The 25,740-nt window shown below is 37.6% G+C and carries 18 protein-coding genes; 12 read left to right on the forward strand and 6 right to left on the reverse strand.

Translation table 11 applies throughout. From position 1 onward, the window contains the following. Positions 1-137: 137 nt before the first annotated feature. The 3 genes from infB to BELBA_RS02765 all read right to left on the reverse strand — a co-directional run bounded on the left by infB (position 138) and on the right by BELBA_RS02765 (position 4,907). Positions 138-3,116 carry a translation initiation factor IF-2 gene (gene infB, locus BELBA_RS02755; RefSeq protein ID WP_014771231.1) on the reverse strand — a complete coding sequence of 993 codons (2,979 nt, stop codon included), beginning with the start codon at positions 3,114-3,116 and terminating at the stop codon, positions 138-140. A gap of 67 nt (positions 3,117-3,183) precedes the next feature. Beyond that, a complete protein-coding gene (gene nusA, locus BELBA_RS02760; RefSeq protein WP_014771232.1) occupies positions 3,184-4,431 on the reverse strand; it encodes a transcription termination factor NusA in 1,248 nt (415 codons plus the stop codon). A 5-nt stretch (positions 4,432-4,436) separates the two neighbouring features. After that, a complete protein-coding gene (locus BELBA_RS02765) occupies positions 4,437-4,907 on the reverse strand; it encodes a ribosome maturation factor RimP (RefSeq protein WP_014771233.1) in 471 nt (156 codons plus the stop codon). A 420-nt stretch (positions 4,908-5,327) separates the two neighbouring features. On the opposite strand from BELBA_RS02765, the gene BELBA_RS02770 reads away from it, so the two are divergent. The 5 genes from BELBA_RS02770 to rodA are packed head-to-tail and all read left to right on the forward strand — an operon-like array spanning position 5,328 to position 10,785. Then, positions 5,328-6,356 (forward strand): rod shape-determining protein, encoded by a 1,029-nt coding sequence (locus tag BELBA_RS02770; protein WP_014771234.1) that lies wholly within the window; start codon positions 5,328-5,330, stop codon positions 6,354-6,356. Between the two features lie 6 nt (positions 6,357-6,362). Continuing rightward, a complete protein-coding gene (gene mreC / locus BELBA_RS02775) occupies positions 6,363-7,202 on the forward strand; it encodes a rod shape-determining protein MreC (RefSeq protein ID WP_014771235.1) in 840 nt (279 codons plus the stop codon). Continuing rightward, entirely contained in the window at positions 7,189-7,710 is a 522-nt protein-coding gene (locus BELBA_RS02780; protein ID WP_014771236.1) for a hypothetical protein, read from the forward strand. The genes mreC and BELBA_RS02780 overlap by 14 nt, the downstream gene beginning before the upstream one ends. Beyond that, the gene (mrdA, locus tag BELBA_RS02785) at positions 7,710-9,509 is read left to right on the forward strand and encodes a penicillin-binding protein 2 (protein WP_014771237.1); all 1,800 of its coding nucleotides are present in this window, start codon (positions 7,710-7,712) and stop codon (positions 9,507-9,509) included. Before BELBA_RS02780 ends, mrdA begins: the two co-directional genes overlap by 1 nt. A gap of 1 nt (position 9,510) precedes the next feature. Beyond that, complete coding sequence (gene rodA / locus BELBA_RS02790; RefSeq protein ID WP_014771238.1) at positions 9,511-10,785, forward strand: rod shape-determining protein RodA; 1,275 nt, start codon at positions 9,511-9,513, stop codon at positions 10,783-10,785. Between the two features lie 219 nt (positions 10,786-11,004). Here rodA and BELBA_RS02795 read toward each other — a convergent pair whose 3' ends face one another. Together BELBA_RS02795 and BELBA_RS02800 are read right to left on the reverse strand one after the other, a co-directional pair. Beyond that, positions 11,005-13,734: a M14 family metallopeptidase gene (locus tag BELBA_RS02795; RefSeq protein ID WP_014771239.1), complete on the reverse strand. Its 2,730-nt coding sequence runs from the start codon at positions 13,732-13,734 to the stop codon at positions 11,005-11,007. Positions 13,735-13,977: 243 nt separating this feature from the next. After that, positions 13,978-15,087 carry a hypothetical protein gene (locus BELBA_RS02800; protein WP_014771240.1) on the reverse strand — a complete coding sequence of 370 codons (1,110 nt, stop codon included), beginning with the start codon at positions 15,085-15,087 and terminating at the stop codon, positions 13,978-13,980. Between the two features lie 36 nt (positions 15,088-15,123). On the opposite strand from BELBA_RS02800, the gene BELBA_RS02805 reads away from it, so the two are divergent. From BELBA_RS02805 to BELBA_RS02835, 7 genes are all read left to right on the forward strand, one after another. Then, on the forward strand, positions 15,124-15,450 hold the full coding sequence (locus BELBA_RS02805) for a 2Fe-2S iron-sulfur cluster-binding protein (RefSeq protein ID WP_014771241.1): 327 nt from the start codon (positions 15,124-15,126) through the stop codon (positions 15,448-15,450). Between the two features lie 182 nt (positions 15,451-15,632). Further along, a complete protein-coding gene (locus tag BELBA_RS02810; protein ID WP_014771242.1) occupies positions 15,633-16,217 on the forward strand; it encodes a thymidine kinase in 585 nt (194 codons plus the stop codon). A 12-nt stretch (positions 16,218-16,229) separates the two neighbouring features. After that, on the forward strand, positions 16,230-18,482 hold the full coding sequence (locus BELBA_RS02815; protein ID WP_014771243.1) for a PorZ beta-propeller-like domain-containing protein: 2,253 nt from the start codon (positions 16,230-16,232) through the stop codon (positions 18,480-18,482). Next, complete coding sequence (gene recO, locus BELBA_RS02820; RefSeq protein ID WP_014771244.1) at positions 18,482-19,171, forward strand: DNA repair protein RecO; 690 nt, start codon at positions 18,482-18,484, stop codon at positions 19,169-19,171. Before BELBA_RS02815 ends, recO begins: the two co-directional genes overlap by 1 nt. A 193-nt stretch (positions 19,172-19,364) precedes the next feature. After that, on the forward strand, positions 19,365-21,158 hold the full coding sequence (gene rho / locus BELBA_RS02825) for a transcription termination factor Rho (RefSeq protein ID WP_014771245.1): 1,794 nt from the start codon (positions 19,365-19,367) through the stop codon (positions 21,156-21,158). 251 nt (positions 21,159-21,409) lie between these two features. Continuing rightward, the gene (locus BELBA_RS02830) at positions 21,410-22,843 is read left to right on the forward strand and encodes a hypothetical protein (RefSeq protein ID WP_014771246.1); all 1,434 of its coding nucleotides are present in this window, start codon (positions 21,410-21,412) and stop codon (positions 22,841-22,843) included. Further along, positions 22,840-24,300 (forward strand): T9SS type A sorting domain-containing protein, encoded by a 1,461-nt coding sequence (locus BELBA_RS02835; protein WP_014771247.1) that lies wholly within the window; start codon positions 22,840-22,842, stop codon positions 24,298-24,300. The genes BELBA_RS02830 and BELBA_RS02835 overlap by 4 nt, the downstream gene beginning before the upstream one ends. Before the next feature lie 118 nt (positions 24,301-24,418). Here the strand turns inward: BELBA_RS02835 and BELBA_RS02840 are convergent, their stop codons facing one another. Then, a complete protein-coding gene (locus BELBA_RS02840) occupies positions 24,419-25,624 on the reverse strand; it encodes an IS256 family transposase (protein ID WP_014771248.1) in 1,206 nt (401 codons plus the stop codon). Between the last annotated feature and the right edge of the window lie 116 nt (positions 25,625-25,740).

A 25,740-nucleotide genomic window follows, 5' to 3' on the forward strand; every position in this document is an offset into this window, starting at 1 on the left:
GGCTTATACAAGCCCAAAATCAATGAAAGGGTACTGAATATAACGAGAATTTGAAGAAAAATATGGATCGCCTCTCTCATAGAAAATAAAAAAAGGAACAACCTTACGGAAGTTCCTTTTTAAGATTCATAAGTTAATTATTTCTTACGCTTGATTTCTTGCATGGTGTAACCCTCAATCGTGTCATCAACAAGGATATCGTTGAATTTCTTAATTGAAATACCACACTCGTAGCCTGCTTTCACCTCAGAAACATCGTCTTTGAATCTCTTCAATTGATCGATCTCTCCATCGTGAACTACAATACCATCTCTGATAACCCTGATCTTATTCTTACGGGTAATGAAACCATCTGTAACATAAGAACCGGCAACAGTACCAATTTTAGAGATTTTGAATATTTCTCTCACTTGGATATTACCAGTGATGATTTCTTCAAACTCTGGTTCAAGCATTCCTTCGATTGCATCTTTGATTTGGTTGATCGCATCATAAATGATCGAGTAATGTCTGATTTCGATCTCTTCTTGTTCTGCGATTTTCTTCGCATTTGGAGAAGGTCTTACTTGGAATCCAATAATGATTGCATCAGAAGCTGAGGCCAACAAAACATCGGATTCAGAAATTTGACCTACACCTTTATGAATGATGTTGACTGACACTTCATCTTTCGACAACTTCAACAAGGAATCTGACAATGCCTCTACTGAACCATCCACGTCACCTTTGATAATAATATTCAATTCCTTAAAGCTACCGATAGCCAATCTACGCCCAATTTCATCCAATGTGATGTGTTTCTTGGTACGCAAACTTTGTTCTCTAAGAATCTGCTCTCTTGAGTTTGCAATTTCTCTAGCTTCTCTTTCTGAGTCATATACTTTGAAAGTATCACCTGCTTGAGGTGCTCCACTAAGTCCCAATACTTGAACGGGGGTTGATGGTGGGGCTTCTTTCAGCTTTTTACCTTTATGATCAAACATGGCTTTTACTTTACCATAGTGTTGACCTGCTAGCATCACATCACCTACTCGAAGAGTTCCTGCCTGCACCATCACTGTAGTCACATATCCTCTACCTTTATCTAGAGATGCTTCAACTACAGTTCCGACCGCATTTTTGTTTGGGTTAGCAGTCAATTCAAGGACTTCAGCTTCCAAAAGTACTTTTTCAAGTAATTCTTCTATACCTGTACCTACTTTTGCTGAGATATCTTGAGATTGGTATTTACCACCCCATTCTTCTACTAATAGATTCATATTTGCCAATTGCTCTTTAATCTTATTTGGATTAGCATTTGGCTTATCAATTTTATTTATTGCAAAAATCATAGGAACGCCAGCAACTTGAGCGTGATTGATTGCTTCCTTAGTCTGTGGCATGATGTCATCATCAGCTGCAACTACAATGATGGCAACATCCGTAATTTTCGCACCACGAGCACGCATAGCTGTAAAGGCTTCGTGACCTGGAGTATCTAGGAATGCGATTTTTTCTCCGGTGTTGGTCATCACATCGTATGCACCAATGTGCTGTGTGATCCCACCAGCTTCATCATCGGTTACTTTCGCTCTTCTGATATAATCAAGAAGGGAAGTTTTACCGTGATCTACGTGTCCCATGATCGTTACGATCGGAGCTCTTGTGACAAGATCTTCTGGGTTATCGACTTCTTCTACAAAATTCTCTTCTTCGTCAGATTTAGTGAACTCAATTTCATAATCAAATTCATCTGCGATAATCGTAATTGCCTCCGCATCCAACCTTTGGTTGATAGAAACGAACATCCCTAAAGACATACAAGTAGAAATAACTTGATTTACAGATACGTCCATTAAAGAGGCTAAGTCATTAGCGGAGATAAATTCAGTTACTTTTAATACTCTGCTCTCTTCTACACCTTCCTCAGATTCTCTACTTCTTTCAGCCTTCTTATCTCTTCTATTCTTTCCTTTCCCTCCACTGGCTTTGCCACCTTGAAGTCTAGCAAGAGTTTGTTTGATTTGATCCTGAATCTCTTTTTGTGTTGGTTCAGCTTTCTGAACTCGACCACCAGTTTGACCTTGACCTGGTCTTCCTTGACCTGGTCTTCCTTGTCCTGGTCTTCCTTGAGGGCTTCTTCTTTCTCTACTATTTGGACCTCCTCCAGCACGGTGACCTCCTTGTGGTTGTCCTGGTGTGGCAGGTCTATTTCCTCCTGCTGCTCCGCCTTTTGCAGCGTCGCTTCCAGGAGTATTTTTATCAATTCTCTTGCGAACTCTTTTCTTTTTATCCTTATTTCTCTCGTCAGAAGAGGCAATTGGCTTTCCTTTCTTTTTAGGTTTGTCCGTTGGCAGTTCTATTTTACCCAAGACTGTCAAACCTTTTAGTGAATCCGCTTTTGCGGCAATAACTTGCTGCGGTGCAGGCTCAGGCTTTACTGGTGCCGGTGTAGATTTCTGTTCTTCTTTTGGAGGATTTTTTTCTACTTGAGTAGGCTTTTGAGGATTAGATTGAGCAGGTTTTTGAGTTTTAGCGTTGTCATTTTGCTGAGGCTTCACAGCCTGAGTGCTCTTTTCTTCTTTCAACTCCTTTTTAGGAGCTTCTTCCTTTTTCTGTTGTGGCTTTGGCTCTACTTTTGGTTTTTCGATCGCCTTTTCCTCTTTCTTAGGAGTTGGAGTAGGTTCACTTTTTGGTGCAAGATCGATTTTGCCTAAGACCTTAATCCCAGGCAACTTAGGTGCTTCAGCTGCAACTTTAGGTTGTTCAACTTTCTCCTTTTCTTGAGCAGGAGGAGTTGGCTCAGGCTTTGGAGCTGGAGCTGGTTCTTTTACTTCTGCTTTTTTCTCTTCTTTGACGGGTTCGGGTTTAGACTCTTCACGAGCGTCCGAATCAGCTTCTATTGTAAACGTTTCGTGATGACGCTTACCTATAGATAGGTGAGATGCCTCTTCCTTCTCTTGGGCGGAGGACTTAAATTCCTTAGCCAGCACACTATATTGATCCATGCTGATCTTAGAATTTGGGTTGTTTTCGACTTCAAAGCCTTTTTTAGCCATAGATTCCACAATCGTAGCTATTCCTACGTTGAGTTTTCTGGCGACTTGGCCAAGTCTCATCATTTTTTCTTCTGACATACGCTAAAAACCTCTTTCTAATTCTTTGGCAAATATAAGACCTATATTTGGGTAATTCGGTCTTTATTTATTGTTCAAATTCTTGTTTTAATATTCTGAAGATCTCGTCAATAGTTTCTTCTTCAAGCTCAGTTCTTCTTAAGAGATCTTCTTTTGTCAATGAAAGAACACTCTTAGCAGTATCTAGTCCTGTCTTTTTCAATTCATCTATTACCCAATCTTCGATTTCGTCACCGAATTCATCAAGTACAACATCTTCTTCATCCTCTATTTCACTCAGCTCTCTGAATACATCAATTTCATAACCTACCAATCGGCTTGCAAGACGAATATTGAATCCACCTTTACCAATTGCCATAGATACTTGATCTGGCTTCATGAATACTGAAATTCTTTTCTTTTCGTGATCGGCTTGAATTGAAGTCACTTTAGCAGGGCTAAGTGCACGCGAAACATACAAGTCAAGATTATCGGTGTAATTGATCACATCAATATTCTCGTTTTGCAATTCTCTGACGACAGCATGAATCCTGCTTCCTTTCATTCCGACACATGCTCCTACGGGATCAATTCTATCATCGTAAGATTCAACAGCTACTTTTGCTCTTTCTCCTGGTTCTCTGACAATTTTCTTAATTGTGATCAATCCATCAAAAACTTCAGGCACTTCGTTTTCAAAAAGTCGCTCTAAGAAAATGGGAGAAGTTCTAGAAAGAATAATTCTAGGATTACCATTCACCATTTCTACTTTGTGTACAATAGCTCTTGCAGAATCTCCTTTTCTAAATCTATCTTTTGGGATTTGTTCTCCTTTTGGAAGAATAAGTTCATTCCCTTCTCCATCCATCAAAAGCACTTCTCTACCTAAAATTTGATACACTTCGGCAGAAATAATCTCCCCTACTAATTCTTCATATTGGTTGAAAAGCAAATCCTTTTCCAAATCTTTGATTTTTTGAATCAAAGTCTGACGAGCCATCATCACAGCTCTGCGACCGAACTCTTCAAGTTCTATCTTCTCATACACTTCTTCTCCAACCTCAAAATCTGGTTCAATTTTTCTTGCGTCAGTCAGACTGATTTTATCAAAATCCCAAATATCTTCAGAATTGTCGTCGACAATTTCTCTAATTCGCAATATTTCAAGATCACCTTTATCAGCATTTATCGTTACGTCGAAGTTTTCATCTGTTTCGTATTTCTTGCGAATCATCGCTCTAAACACATCTTCGAGAATGCGGATCATTGTTGGACGATCTACATTTTTTGATCTTGCAAATTCTGCAAATGACTCTATAAGAACTTTAGCATCCATTTTTTTTACTTAAAAGAGACTAGTACAATTGATTTCTTTATTTCTTCTAAAGTGATTTCAAGCTCCTCTTCGGTGGCTTTCTTTCCCTTTTCCTTCTTTACAACCTTCAATTTGATATCTGAAGGGCCTACTGATAGAAGTTGTCCTTCAGTTTCCCTTCCATCTATTAAGGTTACTTTAAGTTTTCTACCAACATTTTTTAAATATTGTCTTTTCGAATTTAGCGGATAATCTACCCCTGGAGAGGAAACTTCCAATACATAGGCGTCAGATAGCAATTCCTTTGCTTCGATTTCTTCACCTACTTGTCTACTTATAAAAGCACAAGTTTCAATACTTACTCCTTGATCCGCATCGATCAAAATCTTCAACTGAGGCTTGCTCGCATTTTCAATTAGCTGCACCTCTACTACAAAGTGCTCTTGATCTGGCAAATGCTTCTCTACTATTTCTTCTATTGTGCTTCTCAAATTCATATATTACGATATACCATAATGAAAGAGGGGACTGTCGTCCCCTCCATATAATCGGCTAATACGGTACAAATTTAATAAAAATTATTCTATAAAAAAAAACGTCTGAGTTATCAAAATAATATTAAGGTATCTGAATTCAAACTACCTACACTCAAAACTAAAAACATTTCATCTAAGACTTCGATTTTGGTATGCCAATTGCTAAATGTGCTCCAACTTGCTGCTATCTTTCCTTTTAGAATTCAAATTCCCAAATGTAAAATCAGCTATTCGAGTAAAATGAAACATTGTTTCAAAAAAAAAGAGTATAATGATAAGAAATTGCAATTAAGATAATAATTTTGCCTCTCTGCGTTTCATGTTATGCATCTATAATGCTAACTTTAACAAGTTCACTAAAAAATTCAATCAAAAGATATAATGGGATTATTCGATTTTTTTTCCAGTGATATTGCTATCGACTTAGGTACTGCAAACACGCTAATCATTCACAAGGACAAAATCGTGGTAGATGAACCTTCTATCATAGCAATCGATAGAACAACCAACAGGGTTTTGGCTGTTGGAAAAGATGCGATGAATATGCATGAAAAGACGCATGAAAACATCAAAACTATCCGTCCATTGAAAGACGGGGTTATTGCTGACTTCTATGCTGCCGAGCAAATGATCCGAGGATTGATAAAAATGATTCCTGGTCACAAAAAAGGAATGTTCCCACAATCTCACAGAATGGTTATTTGTATCCCTTCTGGAATCACGGAAGTTGAAAAAAGAGCTGTTCGTGACTCTGCAGAGCATGCTGGCGCAAAAGAAGTTTATATGATTTATGAACCGATAGCAGCTGCTATTGGTATTGGCATTGATATAGAAAAACCAATGGGATCTATGATTGTGGATATCGGCGGAGGAACTACAGAAATTGCATTGATTGCTCTTTCGGGAATCGTAGCTGATCAATCTATAAGAGTTGCAGGTGATACTTTTACCAAAGACATCTTAGATTATATGCGTAGGCAACACAATCTTTTGATTGGTGAAAGATCTGCTGAAAAAGTAAAGATAGCAATTGGTTCAGCTTTGACTGAACTAGATGATGCACCAGAGGATTATGAAATCAGAGGGAGAGATTTGATGACTGGTATTCCAAAAGTTATCAAAGTATCTTATTCAGAAATTGCTTTTGCCTTAGACAAATCTGTATCGAAAATTGAAGAGGCTGTCCTAAAAGCTCTTGAAATAGCTCCACCAGAATTATCAGCAGATATTTATGACAATGGTATTCACCTCACAGGAGGGGGAGCCTTGCTCAAAGGACTTGACAAAAGACTTCACCAAAAAACTAAATTACCTATTCACATCGCTGAAGATCCACTCAGAGCTGTAGTAAGAGGAACAGGAACCGCCTTAAAAAATATTTCCAATTTCAGAACCGTTTTGATGAGTTAATGAAGAATGCAGCGCATTTTACTATTCCTATACAGTTTAAGAGCATTTCTTTTATTTGTTGTGCTAGAGGTGATAGCCATTTGGCTAATTGTTTCCTACAATTCTCAGCAAGGTTCGGTTTTTTTTAATAGCTCAAATCAGTTTAGCGCTAAAGTTTTAGGGACGAAAAATAATGTTACGGATTATTTTTCTTTAAGAGAAGTTAACAATCGTTTATTAGACACCAATGCCCAATTATTAGCAGAGTTGGAAATGTATAGAAAACCAGCTGATAGTGCATTTATAGAGTTGGATAGCACTCTTTTGACATCGTTTGATTTCAAGGGAGCAAAAGTTATCAATAATTCCATTAGACTAAACCACAACTACCTTACATTAAATAAGGGATCAAAACATGGGGTAAAACCTGGAATGGGTGTTTTCAACGGGGAAGGAGTAGTAGGAAGAGTAAAAGGAGTCACTGATAATTTTGCAACAGTCATTTCGCTTTTACATACAGAGCTCTTAGTTTCTTCAAAAATTGAGACTTCAGAGGTTTTTGGTTCCATCAAATGGGATGGTATAGATTCAAAAAATGCTAAACTCCTTTATGTCCCAAGGCATGTCAATGTAAAAAAGGGAGATAAAATTGTCACCTCAGGATATAATGCGGTCTTTCCAGAAGGTATTGCTATCGGAAAAATCTCAGAAGTGAGTCAAGGTACAGATACCAATTATCTGGATATTACTGTTGAGCTTTCGACAGATTTTACTAGAATATCTTATGTCTATCTTGTAGAAAATACTATCGAAGAAGAGTTAGATTCATTATATATAAATTCAGAACTGAATAATGAACGCCAATAGGGTTTTTATATTAGTCGGTGGATTTATCATCTACCTTTTGGTACAAATTTTAGTACTCAAAAACCTTGTGCTGTTTGGCTCGGCTTTTTGCTTTTTATATATTTTATATTTGCTATTGCTTCCTATTGAGACAAAAACTATCCCTACGCTGATGATTGCCTTTGTGATGGGCTTGTCTGTAGATCTTTTTTATGACACCATCGGAATCCATACAGCTAGCCTTCTGACCATAGCATTCATAAGAAGGCCTTGGATCAAGATTTTAACACCAACAGGAGGCTATGATGAGGATTTACAGCCTTCTCTCTTGAACTTGGGCTTTGGCTGGTTTACCACATATAGTTTACCACTGATTCTGATTTTTAATAGCTTTTTCTTTTTTATTGAAAGTATGGGTACAGATTTATTTATTCCTGTCGTTCAAAAAATTATAGCGAGTGCTATTTTTGTATTTGTAATGAGTATTATTGTTCAACTGTTATTTTACAGGAGAAGGAGAGGATTATAATGAACGAACAAAGACCGATCACCATCATTGTCGTAATTGTACTGATTGGAATCGTATTGTTGACCAAATTATTTATGATTCAGGTGGCAGATGACAGCTTTTTGAAAAGAGCTGAGAGAAATGCTGTCCAAAGGCTCGTAGATCACCCCTACCGAGGTCTTGTCTATGATAGGACGGGTAAAATAATGGTTTACAACAACCCAATTTTTGACCTGATGGTCATCCCCAAAGAATTCAATGTGAAAGATACAGCAAGTTTTTGTGAGACATTCAATATAGACAAAGAAGAACTCATTGAAAAATATACCGCTGCACGGAAATATTCATCTGTAAAACCTTCTATACTTATCCCTCAGGTATCCACTACCGAATTTGCTAAAATTCAAGATTACTTAATCGATTATCCAGGTTTGTTTGTGACCACCAGATCTGTCAGGTCTTACCCACAAGCCAATGCTGCAAATGCCCTTGGTTATATTGGAGAAATAAGCAGCAGACAACTTGAAAGAGATACCACACAATATTACAGACAGGGGGATTTTGTTGGTTTGAGTGGCTTAGAGGCATTTTATGAAAAAGAACTTCGAGGGGTGAAAGGGGTGAAGTATAAGATGGTCAATGTGCGAGGAATTGACAAAGGCTCCTTTAAAGACGGAGAATATGACACTGCTTCAGTAGCAGGAAGAAATCTTACCTCCACTATCGATCTCGAGCTTCAACAATATGGAGAAAAACTGATGGCGGGAAAAGTAGGATCCGTAGTAGCGATAGAACCCAAAACAGGCGAGATCTTAGCGATGATCTCGGCTCCTACTTACGATCCAAATTTATTAGCAGGATCAAAGTTCGGGTCTAATTTTGGAGTACTTAATCAAGATGAATCAAAACCACTTTTTAATAGGCCTATTATGGCCATGTATCCTCCTGGATCTATTTTCAAAATTGTTCAATCCTTGATAGGGCTACAAATGGGAGTAATAACACCCAATACGACTTATGCATGTAACAGATCCCTTGTAGCTTGCCATAACCACCCTTCTCCAGTGAATCTATTTGGAGCGATCAGGAATTCATGTAACCCATATTACCATCAAGCTTACCGCACGATGATCAATAGAGAAGTGTCGAGTAATACTTTTAAAGATACCGAAATAGGTCTTGATCTTTGGAGAGATAAAGTACTCAAATTTGGCTTAGGAAGTTCTTTGGGAATAGATATGTATAACGAAAGTAAAGGTAGTATTCCATCAAGCAGCTATTATGACAGAATTTATGGTGCTGGAAGATGGAAATATTCTACCATTTATTCTTTATCCATTGGCCAAGGAGAAATGATGGTAACTCCACTTCAAATGGCAAACTTGGCGGCAATCTTTGCTAACAAAGGCTATTATTATACTCCTCATTTGATCAAAGCAATAGATGGGGATAATAACAGAATCAACGAAGAGTATAGAACAAAGAAAGAAGTGGGCGTCGATGCACATCATTTTGATTTGATTCAAGATGCTATGGCAGAAGCCATCTATGGAACCGCTGCAAGAGCAGCCATGAAAGACATTACACTGGCTGGTAAGACAGGAACAGCTCAAAATCCTCAAGGTGAAGATCACTCAGTTTTTATCGCTTTTGCACCAAAAGAAGATCCTAAAATAGCAATCGCTGTATATGTAGAAAATGCCGGCTGGGGAGGTAGAGCTGCGGCAAGTACAGCTAGTTTGATGATAGAGAAATACATCAAAAGAGAGGTCGCTAGATTAGATCTAGAAGATTATGTCTTAGTAGGTAAATTCATGTGATTTGAGACAAGACGATTTATACATTAATAAAATTGATTGGATTTCAATTCTAATCTATGCCGCATTGGTCATCATTGGTTGGTTCAATATCTATGCTGCCGTTTTTGATGAACAAAATGCAAAAAGTATTTTTGATTTATCCATTAATTCGGGGCAACAACTGGTAAGGATAGGTGCAGGAGTTGTTATGATTCTATTAATTATGGTAGCTGATTATCGATTATTTGATAATCTTTCCATGATACTTTATGTTTTTTTTATAGTTCTACTTATTGCTACTCCTTTTATCGGGAAAGAAGTGAATGGTCAGATACTTACAGTTGGTATTGGCTCTATCAGAATACAACCCTCTGAGTTTGCCAAATTTGCTACTGCATTGGCCTTGGCAAAGTTTATGGAACGCCCAAGCTTCGACCTCAGTCAAGTTAAATATCAGCTTCAGGCTCTTCTTATCATCATGATTCCGGTAATTTTGATCATGCTACAACCTGATACTGGCACAGCAATGGTTTATTTTGCTTTTTTTATCATGCTTTATAGAGAAGGAATGCCTCAGAGATATTATGCTTTAGGGCTTACTTTTATTGCAGTTTCACTACTTGCTTTAGCGATAGAGAATAACCTTTACTTGGTGTTTGCAATAGTAGCTATCATTACGATCTTGATATTTTTGGGTAAAAAGAAATTATCAAGAGTTATCTCTTTTGCTGTAATAGGGCTTTTGATGATAGGCTATGTTTACAGCTTAGATTACGCAGTATCCAAACTTCCGCAACATCAGCAAAATCGAATCATGGTCCTATTCAACCCCGACTTAGATCCACTAGGTGTTGGCTGGAATGTTACTCAATCCAAAATCGCCATTGGTTCGGGAGGTTTTCTTGGGAAAGGATACCTCGAAGGGACTCAAACTAAGTTTGATTTTGTCCCAGAACAGCATACGGACTTTATTTTTTGTACACTTGGTGAAGAATTTGGTTGGATCGGAAGTTTAATCGTCATAACTCTTTTCTGCACCTTGTTAATTCGACTTGTTTTTTTAGCTGAGAGGCAAAAAACAAGATTTTCTAGAGTGTATGGTTATTGTGTGATTTCAATATTGCTTTTCCACTTTATGGTCAATATTGCCATGACAATTGGGCTTTTCCCAGTGATTGGAATCCCCCTTCCATTCTTTAGTTATGGAGGATCATCCTTATGGGCATTTACTATTCTTTTGTTTATTTTCATCAAACTTGACTCACATAGAATTCAAATGCTAGGCAGAATGAATTAAAGTAATTATCGATAGAAATCCCTATGAGTAAATTAAACATTTGAATTGTAGCGGATAATGGGTGAAAGTTATCAGTACTTCAAATAAAGTTGAATATTTCGGATACTGAAAATAAGTAAAAAGTGAAATTTAAAAAATGTGATTCTTAGGTTATTAATAAGAAAAAAGCCTTCCAATCAGGATTTAGAATGGAAGGCTTTTGCTTTAAACTAAACTTGATTATTGATAAAGATTATTGAATAACATTTTGAAAGTTCCGTGAGATTGTGCTCTGTAGGTGATTTCAGGGGTATAAACTACAAGTTGACCTTTACCAATAGGAGCAACAAAACCAGTAATTCCATCTTCCAAATAAGCTTCCCCCCAAGCCCATCCACTTCTTAGAGGAGTCTGCGTATCAAACCAACTCAAGGCTTGGATTCCCTGAAGTTTTGCTTCCGGCTTAAGTTTAAAAACAGGATTATTATTGAATAAAACAAAGCTATGATCATCCATGCCCCAGTTTTGATTTACTTCTGTATTGATCCTTGTTTCTAAGACACTTCCAGGGACATAGTATTTTTCTCCAGGCAAAGGATTTTCTGATCCATCTCTTTGGATCTCCACCAAGGCATTTCTCACTGGCAGTTCTAGATGATAGGCCAAAACTGATGCTGAACCTACAGCCACTACTTTCCCTCCATTTTCTATAAAAGATTTCAATTGAGGGATAGATTTATCTGCTGAAATTCCACCCACCATATGACGGTATTCTGCTGGAATTTCTTCTTCGCTAGGTCCTCGTGAACCGCCTCTACTTCCTACATTTGGTATTCCTCCACTGATAAAGAGTATGGCATCATATTTTTTATTCAAATTTCCTTGATCAATTTCCTTTGCAAAGATCAATTCGAACTCAAAATTATACTGTTCTAAAATCCATCTCACCCAACCACTTGGCATAGAGCCTCCATAATAATCATACAAGGCTATTCTTGAAGGCTTGATCGGCATCAAATCACTTGGTTGAGATTTAGCAGATTTGATTTCAACACCGAATTTCTTTCCATAAGCCTCAAGGACTTTATAGCCATCAGATGGAATATAAAAAGATCCAGCAGGCAATCCATCCACAGTCTTTGTTGTTCTAGAAATTTTCACACCCTTTTTCAAGAATTCGTTCGCAATTGCGAAAGCATCGTTGTGGACACTGCTAATCAAGTAGCCATTTCTTGAGTCTGCCAAATTACTTTCTATTGGAGTTTCCAAAATCCCATAGGTCAATGTTTCAAATGGCCCATCAAATCCATCTAAAATCCTATCAAACTCAACTCCCATTTGAAAAGCTAGAGTCCATCCTGCAGCATCATAAGGACGAATAGGAGGTCCTCCCGGGTATTGGAAGTCATTAGGATAATCTTGAGGCTCAAACATATCAATGATATGTGGCCTAAATGCCTGATCTGTTTTTACTATATAAGAGCCCTTAGGGTAGGTTTTTCCTTGAACTTGGAATTGAGAATTTGCCTTTTCGATTCTGATCCCTGTTTTGATCAAAGCATTGATAAACTTCACTGCTGTAGGAAAATCTTTTTGATCTGATGGAATGATAAATCCTCTAGGGTCACGCTTTTCAGGAGCTTGGTAAATACTATCATAAAAAACAGACGGAATTCCCCAACGAGAACTTCCTTGACCATTTGATCTTGAATCTGCATAAGCGGTTTTTATGGCTTCTACTTTTTTTGGAAAAGGTGTCCAATAGTCTTGACTTCCTCGCTGCACAGAGCCTTTAGCCATGCTATACATATTGTATAACAAATGATCTCTATTTCTAGCAGCATAATCCAAAACTGCATAATTTAAGGATACTGAATAATCTATGGATTGCTGATATTTCCATGTTGCCTGCGGAGTAACAGGGAATGGTGTATTGGCATTTGGAACCAATCTATCGGGAACCAATGGAATTGATTCAGGATTTGGCCCTCCTACGATTTCTGTGAGAATTCCTATGATATTGTGATAATGTGTTGTAGTTCTCAAACCACCATTGTACCAAGTAGAGAAAGAAGAACCATTCATTCTTGTAAATCCAGGTTTATTTTCGGCATTTAGCCTGTTGTACATCGCTGCTCCAACTGCATCAATCCCTGTTACCATCATCGGATCAAACACATAATTGAATGGATCTCTGTAAGGAGGGCCAGCCAAAACAGAACCTGCTGGTCCTCTTTGGTGGTGATTATACATCACTTGAGGAATCCATTCTACAAAAAGCTGATGCCCCATATTTACAGATTCTTTCATATTTTGGATATAAAAGTCCCTATTGTTGTCATGACCAATGTATTTTTGATATAAAACAGGAAGACCTGATAAACTTCTCTTTTCAGGTTCAGGGTTTCTCATATACCAATTCCCTATTTTTTCATGTCCATCTGGGTTTGCATGTACAAACAAAATGATTACATTTTCGAGTATTCTTTGATTTTCTTTATCATTTCGAGACAAAACGTTATAAATCGTCTCTGTCAATTGATGCGTTCCAACCGTCTCTGTCGAGTGCAAGCCACCATCAATCCAAACCACTGCCCTTCCTTCATCTGCCAAAGCTCTAGCCTCTGCTTCAGTAAGCTTTTCAGCCCGAGCCATTTTCACAGAAATCTCTTTGAATCTATCCAAATTCTTATGATTCTCAGGTGAAGTAACGATCATCATCCATTGGTCTCTACCCTCTTCAGTTTTGCCAATAGAAACTAATTTCGCTCTATCCGAAATCTCTGCTACTTTTTTGAAATACGCCTCTGTCTGAGAATAATTAGAGACATGATAATCCTTGCCCATTCCGAAACCAAAATGTTCCTCCGGAGTTGGGATTTGTTGCCCAAAAACAGCCTGAGCTGATAGAATCAATAAGCCTAAGAGAAAAATCCCTATTCGGCTAGTTGTGGGTGTTTGTTTTATCATAATTGTTTGTTTGAGTAGAAATTGGAAATTCCTCAGGTCAAAAATCAACAGACATCGATTCTATACTAGGATTTCAACCAAAAAGTAGTCAATTGAACACATCAAACAAAGCCGAGTATTAGAAATGGTAGATTACATGGATAAATAGAAAATAGAACAGTTGAGAGTGATCTCAATTTGAAAAAAAACAAAACCTTCACCGAAGGTTATCGATGAAGGTTTAGATTTGAAGTGTAAGAAAGATTATCCCTTTTGATCAAATTTTCTAAAAATAAGTTGTAAGAATTCCTCTACAGGTTCGGAATTTTTATCCCAGTTCAATTCACCTACATACCTTTCATTGACCAAAGAAATTGCCTCCATAAAACTGTCACATTGATCTATAGATTTCAAAGCATGCTTCATCAGATCAGGATTCCCATCAAACAGTTCTTTGGTAAACATAAACCTTTGGTTGATTCCAATACTTTCAGATAATTCGCCAATAGTGCTTTTCATGACACTGTATTGCTCTGACTCAAATTTTGCCCAAGCTTGTAAAGGATCAATTGCACGATCAGAATCAGCAACTTTGTAGACTTTCTCAGCGACTTCAACTTTTTCTACAAACTCAATTTCTTTTTCTGGATTTGAGGAATCTTCATTTTCTGGCACTTCTGGTTTTTCAATAGTTTTTTCTTGTTCTTCAACTCCTACTTTTGAATCCACAGATTGTGCTCGATCTTCAGCTACAAACTCGTACAAAATATCAAAATCTAAGTAGAGCGTTTCCTTCAATTCAGAAAGCAATTCTTCTGCTGTTTTCAAGTGATCTTTCTGCTGATCAAAATTTTGAGTGAGGGCAGACAAATAAGCTTCTTTGGTTTGACTTATCCCCGCACGATCTATCAAGTTTTCAATTAAACTCAGATGCCATTTATAATACTTCTTATTCTCCTTCAAAAAATCATTGATTTTTCCTTCAGCAGATTTTTCAAATTCATTTCTGAAAAAAGACAATGGCTCAAGCGCCACAAGAATAGAAAAAGCTACAGCCTCAGTTAACAAAGGCTCAAAATTTTCTCTTCCTATCTTAATTGATCTTGAGAGTACGTTCATAAATTCGTTTAATGCTCGATGAACATTATTATCTCTGTAGTCAAAATAAGGATTACTTTTCAGTTTTTCTAACTCTGCATGCCAAGCCTCAAATAAAGATTTGATTATAAAGAAATTCACTTGCTTAGAAGGCGTAAGGTTTAGAATTTCTGTACCAGTCATGTACTTTTTTGAAGAAAAGTATTGATCGCAAACTTTCTTAGAGAACTCTATAGCGTAGTTTTCTAAATATTTGCTATTAATTTTGACACTCATAATTTGAATAATTTAGTATTAAGTGGAGCAGAAATCATGCTGAAAATTATTATTGAGAATCTAAATAACAAAGAAATTATTTCTCAAGAAAATAAGCGCAAGGTTATTGAGATAATTCACGAAAACTTCGTCGATTGGATGCATGCTTGTGGCAAAAAAGGAAGATGTACTACATGCAAAATGATCATCACTGAGGGTATTGAAAACCTTGGTCCTTTGACCGAAAGAGAGGAATTTTTTAGAGAAAAAGAAAGATTAAAACTGAATGAAAGATTAACTTGCCAAGCAGAATTAAAATCAGGAACACTAAAAATCAGAGTGGCAGAGGTCAATAAATTTCCACACATGGAATATAGTGATTAGGAGGTTAGAAGATCAGAAAAATTAAAAATTGGAAGATTGGTCTTGCTAAGTGGATGTAAGGTTGCAAGGTTTAAAAGTTGAAAAGTTGGGGAGTAGCGAGTTAGGTGGTTAAATCTTTTGTCTTGATTCTTGTGTCTTAAATCTTGAGTCTCACGTCTAAAATCTCACTCTAAAAAGAAAAAATGTTTATAGAGCCGTTTATCAGTATAAAGAATAAAAAAGATAAGAAGGGTCACATTGAGGTGATTTGTGGATCAATGTTCTCAGGGAAGACTGAAGAACTGATTCGCCGATTGAACCGTGCCCTGATTGCCAAGCAAAAAGTTGAAATTTTTAAGCCGTCCATTGATAAACGATACCATGAACTTGATGTCGTCTCTCACAATGAAAACGCCATCCGATCAACTCCGGTTAACTTTGCCGAAGATATCCTTTTGCTTGCAGGTGATTGTGATGTGGTAGGAATAGATGAGGTACAGTTTTTTGATAATCATATCGTGCATATTGCCAATGTTCTTGCCAATGGCGGAAAGAGAGTTATTCTTGCAGGTTTGGATATGGATTTTGAAGGCAAGGCATTTGAGCCTATGCCACAACTGCTTGCTATCGCAGAATATGTCACAAAGGTTCATGCGATATGTATGAAATGTGGAGATTTGGCTTCTTATTCTTATAGACTTTCAGATACGAAAGACAAAGTGATGTTGGGAGAAAAAGACAGCTACGAGGCAAGGTGTAGAAAATGCTTCTATGAAGAAAAAAATTAATCCGGCTGATCAATGAAGCAAAAAATCAATTCAAATCACTTCCAAAAATTAGAATTCTTCGATAAATTCTTGAAAGGAAATCTCGATTCTCTTTGGAAAATTGTAGGTATATCATTGATTTTTGTCTTGATCCCTTTAATTGCTTTTTCTCAATCAAATATTCCGGTAGGAACTTGGAAAACCCATCATTCCTATCTCGACCCCGCAAAGTTAACTGGGTCTGATCAGACTATTTTTCATGTTGGAGAAGAAAGCTTATTTTACTTTTCCATCAGCTCTCAGGAAGCTAATCCTATCACCAAAATCGATGGCCTGTATGGACATGATTTTACCACGGCCACTTTTGATTCACAGAGTAAAAAACTCATTCTAGCTTATTCAGATGGAACCATTGATCTAGTTGGAGAAAATGATATCATCACAATCAACACCTTGCGCAATAATACGCAACTAGAAAGTAAGCAAATCAATTCTATCAAAATAATAGATCAGAATGCTTTTTTGGCTGGAAATTATGGGATTGGCATTATCGATGCTCAATCAGGTAGGTTCATAGATTCTTATATCAATATTGGAACAAATGGCAGCTCTATTCCCATCAATGACATTGCGGAAGCTGAAAACAGCTTCTATTTAGCCACTGATTTGGGAATCTTAATTGGAAATAAAAGTACAAACTTGAAGGATTTCAGAAATTGGACATTAAGCAATTCTGCCATTTCAGGTGGATTTAAAGAAATTGAACGAATAGAAAATTCATTGATCGCATTGGGAAATGATACTAACCTATATTTAGTAAGAGGAACTGATGCGGAGTTGATTTTTGGTACTGAAAATAGCCAATCATTGAAATCTTTTTCTTCCGGTCTGTATTTCCAAAAAGACAATAAAATATTCAAAATTGAATCTAGCGGTTCATTTCGAGAAGTATATGCTTCATCAAGCAGTTTTTCGGATTTTCACTTGATAGATAATGACATCTACTTGAGTGTGCCAGGACTAGGAATCTTAAAGTCCTCTGATGCTACTTTCTATTCTCCAACAGGTCCTAATACAAAAATACAGCACTTCGGCATTGATGAAAATATCATTTTTGCATTCCCTACTTTCAGAGATATTTCTGGGGGAGTTCGCCAGTCTTCAGGGGCTGCAAGTTCTCAAATTGTGGAAGGGATATGGCAAAGGCTTGATTTTCCAGAACATGCTATAGCTTCACAATCATTAGGAGAACTGCAATACATTGCAACAAGAGGTGATGGACTTTGGCTTATAGAAAATGAAAGCCTTTCAAAAATTTCACTTCAAGGACTTCCCGAAAATGCCTCTATTCGTTTGCTCCAGAAAGACAATATGGGTCAAATTTGGGTGGGCATAGAAGATAATCTGAGTAGATTGTTGAAGATTCAAGCAGATGGATCTATTGAAAATGTTGCTGTTCAAGGGTTGAATTTTCCTCAAAAGATCCAAGTCGATCCAGCAGGTAACCTGTGGATTTTACAATCAAACAATTCTGGATTTACAGTTTTGAGGGTTTTCAATGAAGACTCTGGCTTAAACAGAGTAATATCCACAGCAAATAATCAAGGAGGATTACCTAATGGTGTCATACAAGATATAGGATTAGATCGAGAAAATAGACTTTGGATTGGATTGAGTACTGGAATTGTTTTTATACCCAATGCTCCATCAGTAAATAACAGTTCTTCCATCAATGCCATACAACCTTTATTCGAAAACGCAGCTTTATTAAATGGTGAATCCATAACTGCAATTGCTACAGCGCCGGATTTGAGTTTGTGGTTGGGAACGGCTACAAATGGACTTTGGAACTTCTCCGATCAGGGGACTGTACTTTTAAATCATTTTACCAGACAAAATAGTCCAATCTATTCAAATGAAATTGTCAATTTAACTTTTGATGATCGTTCTGGGGAATTGCTAATTGTTCTTCCTGAGGGAGGGATTACTTATAGAACAGGAACAATTGGCTCCTTTGAAACTTTAGAACCCTTAAAAATTTATCCTAACCCAGTAAGACCTGATTTTAATGGACTTTTGAGTATAGAAGGTCTCTCAGATTTTGCTGAGGTAAAAATCACAAATTCATCGGGAAGAGTTGTGCTCTCAAAACAAGTAAGAGGAGGCAAGTTGTCTTGGAATCTATTAGATAATTCTGGGAATAGGCCTCTTTCCGGTGTGTATTTAGTATATGTCAGGGATGAATTTGGAAGAGAGCGCGTGGCAGGAAAATTTGTAATCATCTGATGCAGAAAAAAACCAAAGGTGTAGTCATTTCCTATATTCGATACAAAGAAACATCGATTATTGTAAAAATTTTCACAAGAGAATTAGGTCTAAAATCCTACATCATCAATGGGGTAAGAAGTAGCTCTGGAAAATCCAAGATGGCGCTTTATCAACCGCTCACCCAATTAGACTTGGTTGTGTATGATAAAGAAGGAGCAGGTTTGAATCGGATCTCAGAAGCAAAATTACAACTCCCCTATCAACTTATTCCGTTTGATTTTATTCGCTCAGGAATAGCGATGTTTGTGGCAGAAGTTTTAGCAAAATCGATTTTTGAGAATTACCAAAATGACCAATTATACGATTTTCTTGAATCCGCTTTGGCACATTTAGACAGTCAAGAGGTAAAGCTAGCGATCTATCCGATTGTATTTCTTTTAGAAATGTCTAATTACCTTGGCTTTGCACCAATTGATTCTGCTTCGTTTTTTGATGAAATCATACATGAAATTAAATCTCAAACCCAATTAATTTCGGAAAGAGATGCACTTGATTTGTTGATTCGTTCGTCATTTTCATGTGAGCAAACCATTCCATCAAGTGTCAGAAAAGTGCTTTTAGATCACTTTTTGGTGTTTTATTCCCAACACTTGGAAGACAGTAATCCTTGGAAATCTGTAAAAGTCCTTCGACAGTTGATTTCTTGAGAAAAAAGTCATTCTGCCAAAAATTTGCGTATGTAGAATGTATGGTGTAATATTGTGGCGTAACAGTATTTCAAAATCCTCTCCCCGTGGATTTTATACTTTCCTGAATATATTTTTAATTCAGTTCAGTAATACTCAATAACAGTTTATCAAAACACATCTTTAGTAAATTAATCAACATCATAAGCTTTTTATGTATAACATAGAAGAATTAAGAATCAGACTTCTTTCTGAATTGAAAGACATTGCAGAGGAGTTGGGAGTAAAAAATTTTAAGACACTTAAAAAAGACGATCTGGTATATGCAATATTAGATCAGCAAGCCATCACCCCAGAAAAGGCACTTCCCAAGAAAAAACCATCTGTAGCCGAGGTTGAACAAAACCAAACCGAACAGAAAGTTACTGAAACCAAAAAATCTGAATCACCCAAATCAGAAGAAGGAGACAGCAAGCCGAAGTTTAGAAGACAAAATGTAACCGAACTTCCAAAAGAAGAAGCTAAAACAGAAGATAAGGTCACAGCTCGTGAAAAATCTCCAAGAGAAAATCAACCTAAAAAAAGAGAGCACTCGAATAACAAGGAGGATAATCCAAAAAGAGAGCAAGAGAAACCGAAGGCTGAACCTTCTATAGAATCAAAAAAATCAATTCCTTCTGCTACAACTGACGAAGAAAAACCAAAATTTATCAGACCTAGAAAAAGGGTTATCGATGAAATTGAAGGTGAAAAACCCGCTTCTTCTACTCCAGTACAAGAAACAGAAGTAGAGCTTCCAAGAAGAAAAAACATCAAAGATATCGAAGAAGCACATATTTCTTCAGCAGAGGTAGTTCCAAACAAGAGAAAAACTTATGTAAGTCCTAAGGAATTTGAAGGCATCATCGAAAATGAAGGTGTACTTGAGATCATGACAGAGGGCTACGGCTTTTTGAGATCTTTAGATTACAATTACCTCGCATCTCCGGATGATATTTATGTATCACCATCACAAATCAAACTTTTTGGTCTTAAGACAGGTGATCACATTAAAGGAACCATTAGACCACCAAAAGAAGGAGAAAAATATTTCGCACTTCTAAAAGTCATCACGGTCAATGGAAAAACTTCAGAAGAAATCAGAGATAGAATACCTTTTGAGTATTTGACTCCACTTTTCCCAGAGGAAAGACTTAACCTTACGACAAGAGCTGATAATTACTCTACAAGAATTCTTGATTTATTTGCTCCAATCGGTAAAGGTCAAAGAGGTATGATCGTCGCTCAACCTAAGACAGGTAAGACCGTTCTTCTTCAACAAATCGCCAATGCTATCTCAGAAAATCACCCTGAGGTACATTTGATGATTCTTTTGATCGATGAAAGACCAGAAGAAGTAACAGATATGGCAAGATCCGTAAAAGCTGAGGTAATATCCTCGACTTTTGACGAGCAAGCTGATCGTCATGTGAAAGTAGCTTCTATCGTACTAGAGAAAGCAAAAAGAATGGTGGAATGTGGTCACGATGTTGTGATTCTACTCGATTCCATCACTAGACTAGCAAGAGCTTATAATACAGTCGTACCTTCATCAGGAAAAATCCTTTCAGGTGGTGTGGATGCCAATGCTTTGCATAAGCCTAAGAGATTCTTTGGAGCAGCAAGAAATGTAGAAAATGGTGGTTCATTGACTATCATCGCTACAGCCTTGGTGGAAACAGGTTCTAAGATGGATGAAGTGATTTTTGAGGAATTCAAAGGAACTGGAAACATGGAACTTGCACTAGATAGAAAACTATCTAATAGAAGAATCTACCCTGCTATCGATGTACCAAGCTCAGGCACGAGAAGAGAGGATTTATTGATGGACAAAGAAGAAATGCAGCGTGTATGGATACTCCGCAAGTTGATGTCTGATATGAACTCTCAAGAGGCCATGGAATTCTTACTTCAGAGAATGCGTGGAACAAGAGACAATGCTGAGTTTTTGATCAGTATGAACAGCTAAAAAACGACCTGTTTTAAAAAGCTTATAACCCCTATCATTAACTTGGTAGGGGTTAATTTTTTCTAAAAATAAATCAATTTATTTTTCTAAGAAATTAGTAGAATGAATCTAGCTAAAAATTTGGATTTTGCATACTTAAAACCGCTTTGTAAACTAATAAATTGTTTAGCATTTTTTCCTATATGATATTTGCTTTCAGAAGGTTACACCCTATGGTCAAATCACTTTAAAAAATTCAAACCCAGGGAAAGTTGAAGATTGATTTTACAAATATCAAAGCAATAAATTGGACTAAGAAGTTTCATTCTTTGGGAAAGGCTTCTTTGATTCTATTTTTATTGTTTTTGATTGTCAAAATTGATGAAAGCCATGCTGAAGGCTCTGGGGATTGGGGCACCGCAACAAATCGACAAAGTATGCTTTGGGTACCGGGAAACCAAGCTGTGTCTGGACTGACAGTAAGAGGGTCCATGATGGTTCCTTCAGGAACTCCTGGTTATAATGCAGGGCATCGGTTGTATGTTTATGTAAAACAAGGCGAGACCGTATTTTGGGGATTTAGAAGAAGTGGATCAACTGGAAATATTCGAGTACGATGGTTTTATGATGCAACTTCTTCCGGTTTTTTCCCGCAAGGAACTACAGGTACTTCCAGATCATTTCATGGAGGTTACGAAATCAATCCAAGTGATGCAGGCGGTGGGTTTGGCCGTCCTGCCGATGAACTTGCCGCACACACTGGCCCTACCCAAGTCACTGGTACAGGCTATACAGGCCTGTCATTTATCAATGATACTGGAGCAGATAGAGCTTTTTGGGTAGAAATTTCTGGGACTGACGATTTAATCATACCCAGTGGATTCAATATAAACTTTTGGGACATCACTGCGGCATCAGGGACTCCTGAAAACTATACTGAACAGAAAGGCAGGGTTTATTCGAGATATTGGAGCACTTCGAATTCTAGGTCTAATGCTGCTCAAAACAATTTAATGATTCAAAATAAAGGGCAAGCAGATGCTTATTCATTTCACCAAGATTTTGGATTCTATGTACCCATAGACAATACCTACACCGCTGCTACAAATGACTATTTTGTCAAGCGAATCAAATTTGACGGATCATCTGGCGGATGGACTAATTTTTTTGCCAATCAAGATGGACCAAGGAATCACTTATCATTTGAAGAAAATAGAAAGTCCATAGCTGGCACATCCTCTAATAATTACCAATACCCGTTATTTATCAATGACCCCGATCCCAGTATCTGGGCTTCTACTACTCCGCCGTCGGCTGTTCTGGATATCATTTACAGTGAGAAAGCTGCGCCTGCGACAGGTGGAGAAGCAAACGTCAACATTAATATTAGCTTACCAGCCATTGTCGATATTTTGATCGACATCAATGGAAACGGAGAATTTGACAATACGGATGTCATTCTTTCTGCCATCTATGAAAGCCCTGGAAATTATACGATCTATTGGAATGGCGAAGATGCCAATGGTGTCGAATTACCAAGTGGTGGAGAAGTGAATTTTATTGCTTCCGTGGCTTTTTTCCCTGTTCATTTTCCAATTTATGATTTGGAGCAGAACCTTGGGATTGAAGTTACAAACATCCGCCCTGGAGCTTTAAGTAATGAGTTTATTTTTGGGATGATTCAAATATTTCCAGAACCGGATTGACGCCATCCGATAGTCCTCAATCTATTGCTGTGAATGTAACTGGAGTAGAGAGCCCTGAACATATTTGGTGGGCAACTGGGGATAATGGGTTTAGTAATAATAAAACCATCAATACTTGGACAGCTTCTTTCTACAGAGTCGTCGAAAGGACAAGTGGATTCACTTTTCTTTCTATTTCAGGAAATGTATATGAAGACATCAATGCCCTTTCAGATAATACTGTAAACGGTACAGGGGTAGATTTAACAAATCTGTATGCAGTTTTAATCAATGATTTGAATAATGTGGTCAGTTTTACCACTGTACAATCAGACGGTACTTTTGTGATCAATGATGTTCCAAATGGAACTTTCAGTATTATGCTGACTACTCAACTTCCGACTTTGGGGCAAATTGCTCCAGATTTAGTACTTCCAAACTATTATGAAAGCACTGGGGAGTTTTTGGGTATAGGAGAGGGGCATGATGGATTAGTAAATAGTATTCTTCCCAATATCGTGGTTGATAATGCATCCCTCAGCAATGCAAACTTTGGAATACGTCTCATAGAATATGACTTAGTAGCAGGAAAGTCTGTTTCTGCCATGAAACCAGAAGTTGGAGATGAAATTATTTTTACAATAACTGTTGAAAATCAGGGGCATAGTATTGCTAGAGAGGTAGTGTTAGAAGAAAATATGCCTGTTGGATATTCGTATGTCAGTCACACAGCTTCTCAAGGAACTTATGACCCCCTTTCTAGTCCTGCAATATGGGATGTAGGAATACTTGAGAGTTGGGAAACGGCAACTTTAACTATTGTAGTCGAAGTGCAAGATGCAATAGATTATTTCAATTTTGTAGAGACATACAGCAGCACACTAATACCTGAAACCCGTGATGACAACAACTATGCAAGTGCAACAACAGAACCCATTTCAGAGCTTCCAGTTGATTGGTTGAAATTCCATGGAAAGCTAGAGCAAGAATCTGTTCTTTTAAATTGGGCGACGGCCAAAGAGCGTTACAGCGATCACTTTTTGGTACAGCGATCTAAAGACATCCAAACATGGGCAAATATCGGAGAAGTTCAGGCTTTTGGGTTCACTGATCAAGTTACCCAATATGAATGGATTGATACCCTTCCTAGGATTGGGATCAATTATTACCGCTTAGCTCAATTTGATTTAGATGGCAGTTATAATTTATCCAAAGTCATCCGAGTGGATTTTAGCCCTACTTGGGATATTAAAGTTTTTCCAAACCCTTTTACAAATCAAATTATAATAAAAGGAAAGGATTTGAACCAATTTAATTGGAGTTTATCAGATTATTCAGGAAGAATTATCCAGAATAGTGGTTCAAAAAGCACAACGAATGAAGTGAATTTAGAAACTGAAAAGTTAAAGGCAGGTTTGTATTTCATTAAGTTACAAAATGATACGAATACGTTTGTTTATAAGCTTAAAAAGAACTGATGATAAATTCCATTAAACAGTATATTAATTACATTTTTTAGTAAATAAAATACGGGAAAATTCTTACAAATAGACACTATCCCGATAAGTGTGTAAACTTTAAATTATGATTTTATGGTCAGGTTTCAAGAAGCCTGACCCTATCACCAAATATAAGCAGGAAACTGTTAAGAATAGTGCCCCAGTCCCGAATGGGCATAGTCCATTTTTTCGATGCTTCTCTTGCAGCGAGGAAAACAGACTTCATAACAGCATCATCTGTTGGGAAAGAGAGCTTGTTTTTGGTGTATTTTCTGATCTTTCCATTCAGGTTTTCAATCAGGTTGGTGGTATAGATGATTTTGCGGATTTCAACCGGGTAATCGAAGAAAACGGTGAGTTCATCCCAGTTGTCCCTCCAGCTTTTGATTGCATACGAGTATTTGGAGTCCCATTTTTTGGCAAAATCGTTAAGAGCAGCCCATGCGGCGTCCTTAGTAGGGGCGGTATAAATTTCCTTCATATCCCTAGTAAAGGCCTTACGGTCTTTCCATACGACATATCTACATGCATTTCTGATCTGGTGGACAACACATATCTGGGTGACTGACTGAGGGAAGGAGGCCTTTATTGTATCAGTAAACCCGTTCAGGTTATCAGTTGCTGTTATGAGAATATCTTCAACCCCTCTGGCTTTCAGGTCAGTGAGTACCCCCATCCAAAAAGCGGAAGATTCATTCTTACCAAGCCAAAGGCCGAGTATCTCTTTGAGGCCGTTAGTTCTGAGGCCAACAGCAATATAAACGGTCTTATTAACTACTTTGGAGTTCTCCCTGACTTTGAAGGATATACCATCCATCCAAACGATCAGGTATACAGGGTCAAGTGGCCTGTTTCTCCATGCAACAATATCCTCCGCTACGGCACTGGTAACCCTTGAGATGGTGGAAGTGGATACATTGATGTCATAAAGCTCCCGGATCTGCTCTTCGATGTCCTGGTTTGACATTCCCTTAGCATACATGGATATGATCACGTTTTCAACGCCCTCTGCCATCCTTTTGCGTTTGGGCACAAGGGCAGGCTCAAAGCTGCCGTCCCGGTCTCTTGGGACTTTGATTTCAGCTTCTCCAAAGGAGTTCTTTATGGTTTTGCTGGAATGGCCATTTCTTGAATTGGAATTATCGGAGTTCTGATGCTTTTCATAACCAAGATGGGCATCTAACTCGCCTTCAAGCATTTTCTCGACAGCTCTTTTCTGAAGCTGTTGAAGAAAGGAATTGAGCTCCCCTGCAGTCTTGAACTGCTTGAGGAAATCATCATTTAATAGATCTTCTTTTTTCATTTTTGCAATCTGTGTGTTAAAGGTAAGAAATTGTCCACACACAGATCGGGTATTCGCCTACCGCGGGTTCCTCAAATTCTCTGTGCGATTTCTTCTAAATCACACAGAGAATTTCG

This window comes from Belliella baltica DSM 15883, from assembly GCF_000265405.1.
Classification (GTDB): Bacteria; Bacteroidota; Bacteroidia; order Cytophagales; family Cyclobacteriaceae; genus Belliella; species Belliella baltica.

What these genes read in the sequence shown, in the direction of transcription:
- BELBA_RS02805 (WP_014771241.1), top strand. Translation starts at nt 15,124, where the DNA reads ATGCTGAAAATTATTATTGAGAATCTAAATAACAAAGAAATTATTTCT.
- BELBA_RS02780 (WP_014771236.1), top strand. Translation starts at nt 7,189, where the DNA reads ATGAACGCCAATAGGGTTTTTATATTAGTCGGTGGATTTATCATCTAC.
- nusA (WP_014771232.1), bottom strand. Translation starts at nt 4,431, where the DNA reads ATGGATGCTAAAGTTCTTATAGAGTCATTTGCAGAATTTGCAAGATCA.
- recO (WP_014771244.1), top strand. Translation starts at nt 18,482, where the DNA reads ATGCAGAAAAAAACCAAAGGTGTAGTCATTTCCTATATTCGATACAAA.
- BELBA_RS02765 (WP_014771233.1), bottom strand. Translation starts at nt 4,907, where the DNA reads ATGAATTTGAGAAGCACAATAGAAGAAATAGTAGAGAAGCATTTGCCA.
- infB (WP_014771231.1), bottom strand. Translation starts at nt 3,116, where the DNA reads ATGTCAGAAGAAAAAATGATGAGACTTGGCCAAGTCGCCAGAAAACTC.
- mreC (WP_014771235.1), top strand. Translation starts at nt 6,363, where the DNA reads ATGCAGCGCATTTTACTATTCCTATACAGTTTAAGAGCATTTCTTTTA.
- rho (WP_014771245.1), top strand. Translation starts at nt 19,365, where the DNA reads ATGTATAACATAGAAGAATTAAGAATCAGACTTCTTTCTGAATTGAAA.
- BELBA_RS02795 (WP_014771239.1), bottom strand. Translation starts at nt 13,734, where the DNA reads ATGATAAAACAAACACCCACAACTAGCCGAATAGGGATTTTTCTCTTA.
- BELBA_RS02815 (WP_014771243.1), top strand. Translation starts at nt 16,230, where the DNA reads ATGAAGCAAAAAATCAATTCAAATCACTTCCAAAAATTAGAATTCTTC.
- BELBA_RS02800 (WP_014771240.1), bottom strand. Translation starts at nt 15,087, where the DNA reads ATGAGTGTCAAAATTAATAGCAAATATTTAGAAAACTACGCTATAGAG.
- mrdA (WP_014771237.1), top strand. Translation starts at nt 7,710, where the DNA reads ATGAACGAACAAAGACCGATCACCATCATTGTCGTAATTGTACTGATT.
- BELBA_RS02810 (WP_014771242.1), top strand. Translation starts at nt 15,633, where the DNA reads ATGTTTATAGAGCCGTTTATCAGTATAAAGAATAAAAAAGATAAGAAG.
- BELBA_RS02770 (WP_014771234.1), top strand. Translation starts at nt 5,328, where the DNA reads ATGGGATTATTCGATTTTTTTTCCAGTGATATTGCTATCGACTTAGGT.
- BELBA_RS02840 (WP_014771248.1), bottom strand. Translation starts at nt 25,624, where the DNA reads ATGAAAAAAGAAGATCTATTAAATGATGATTTCCTCAAGCAGTTCAAG.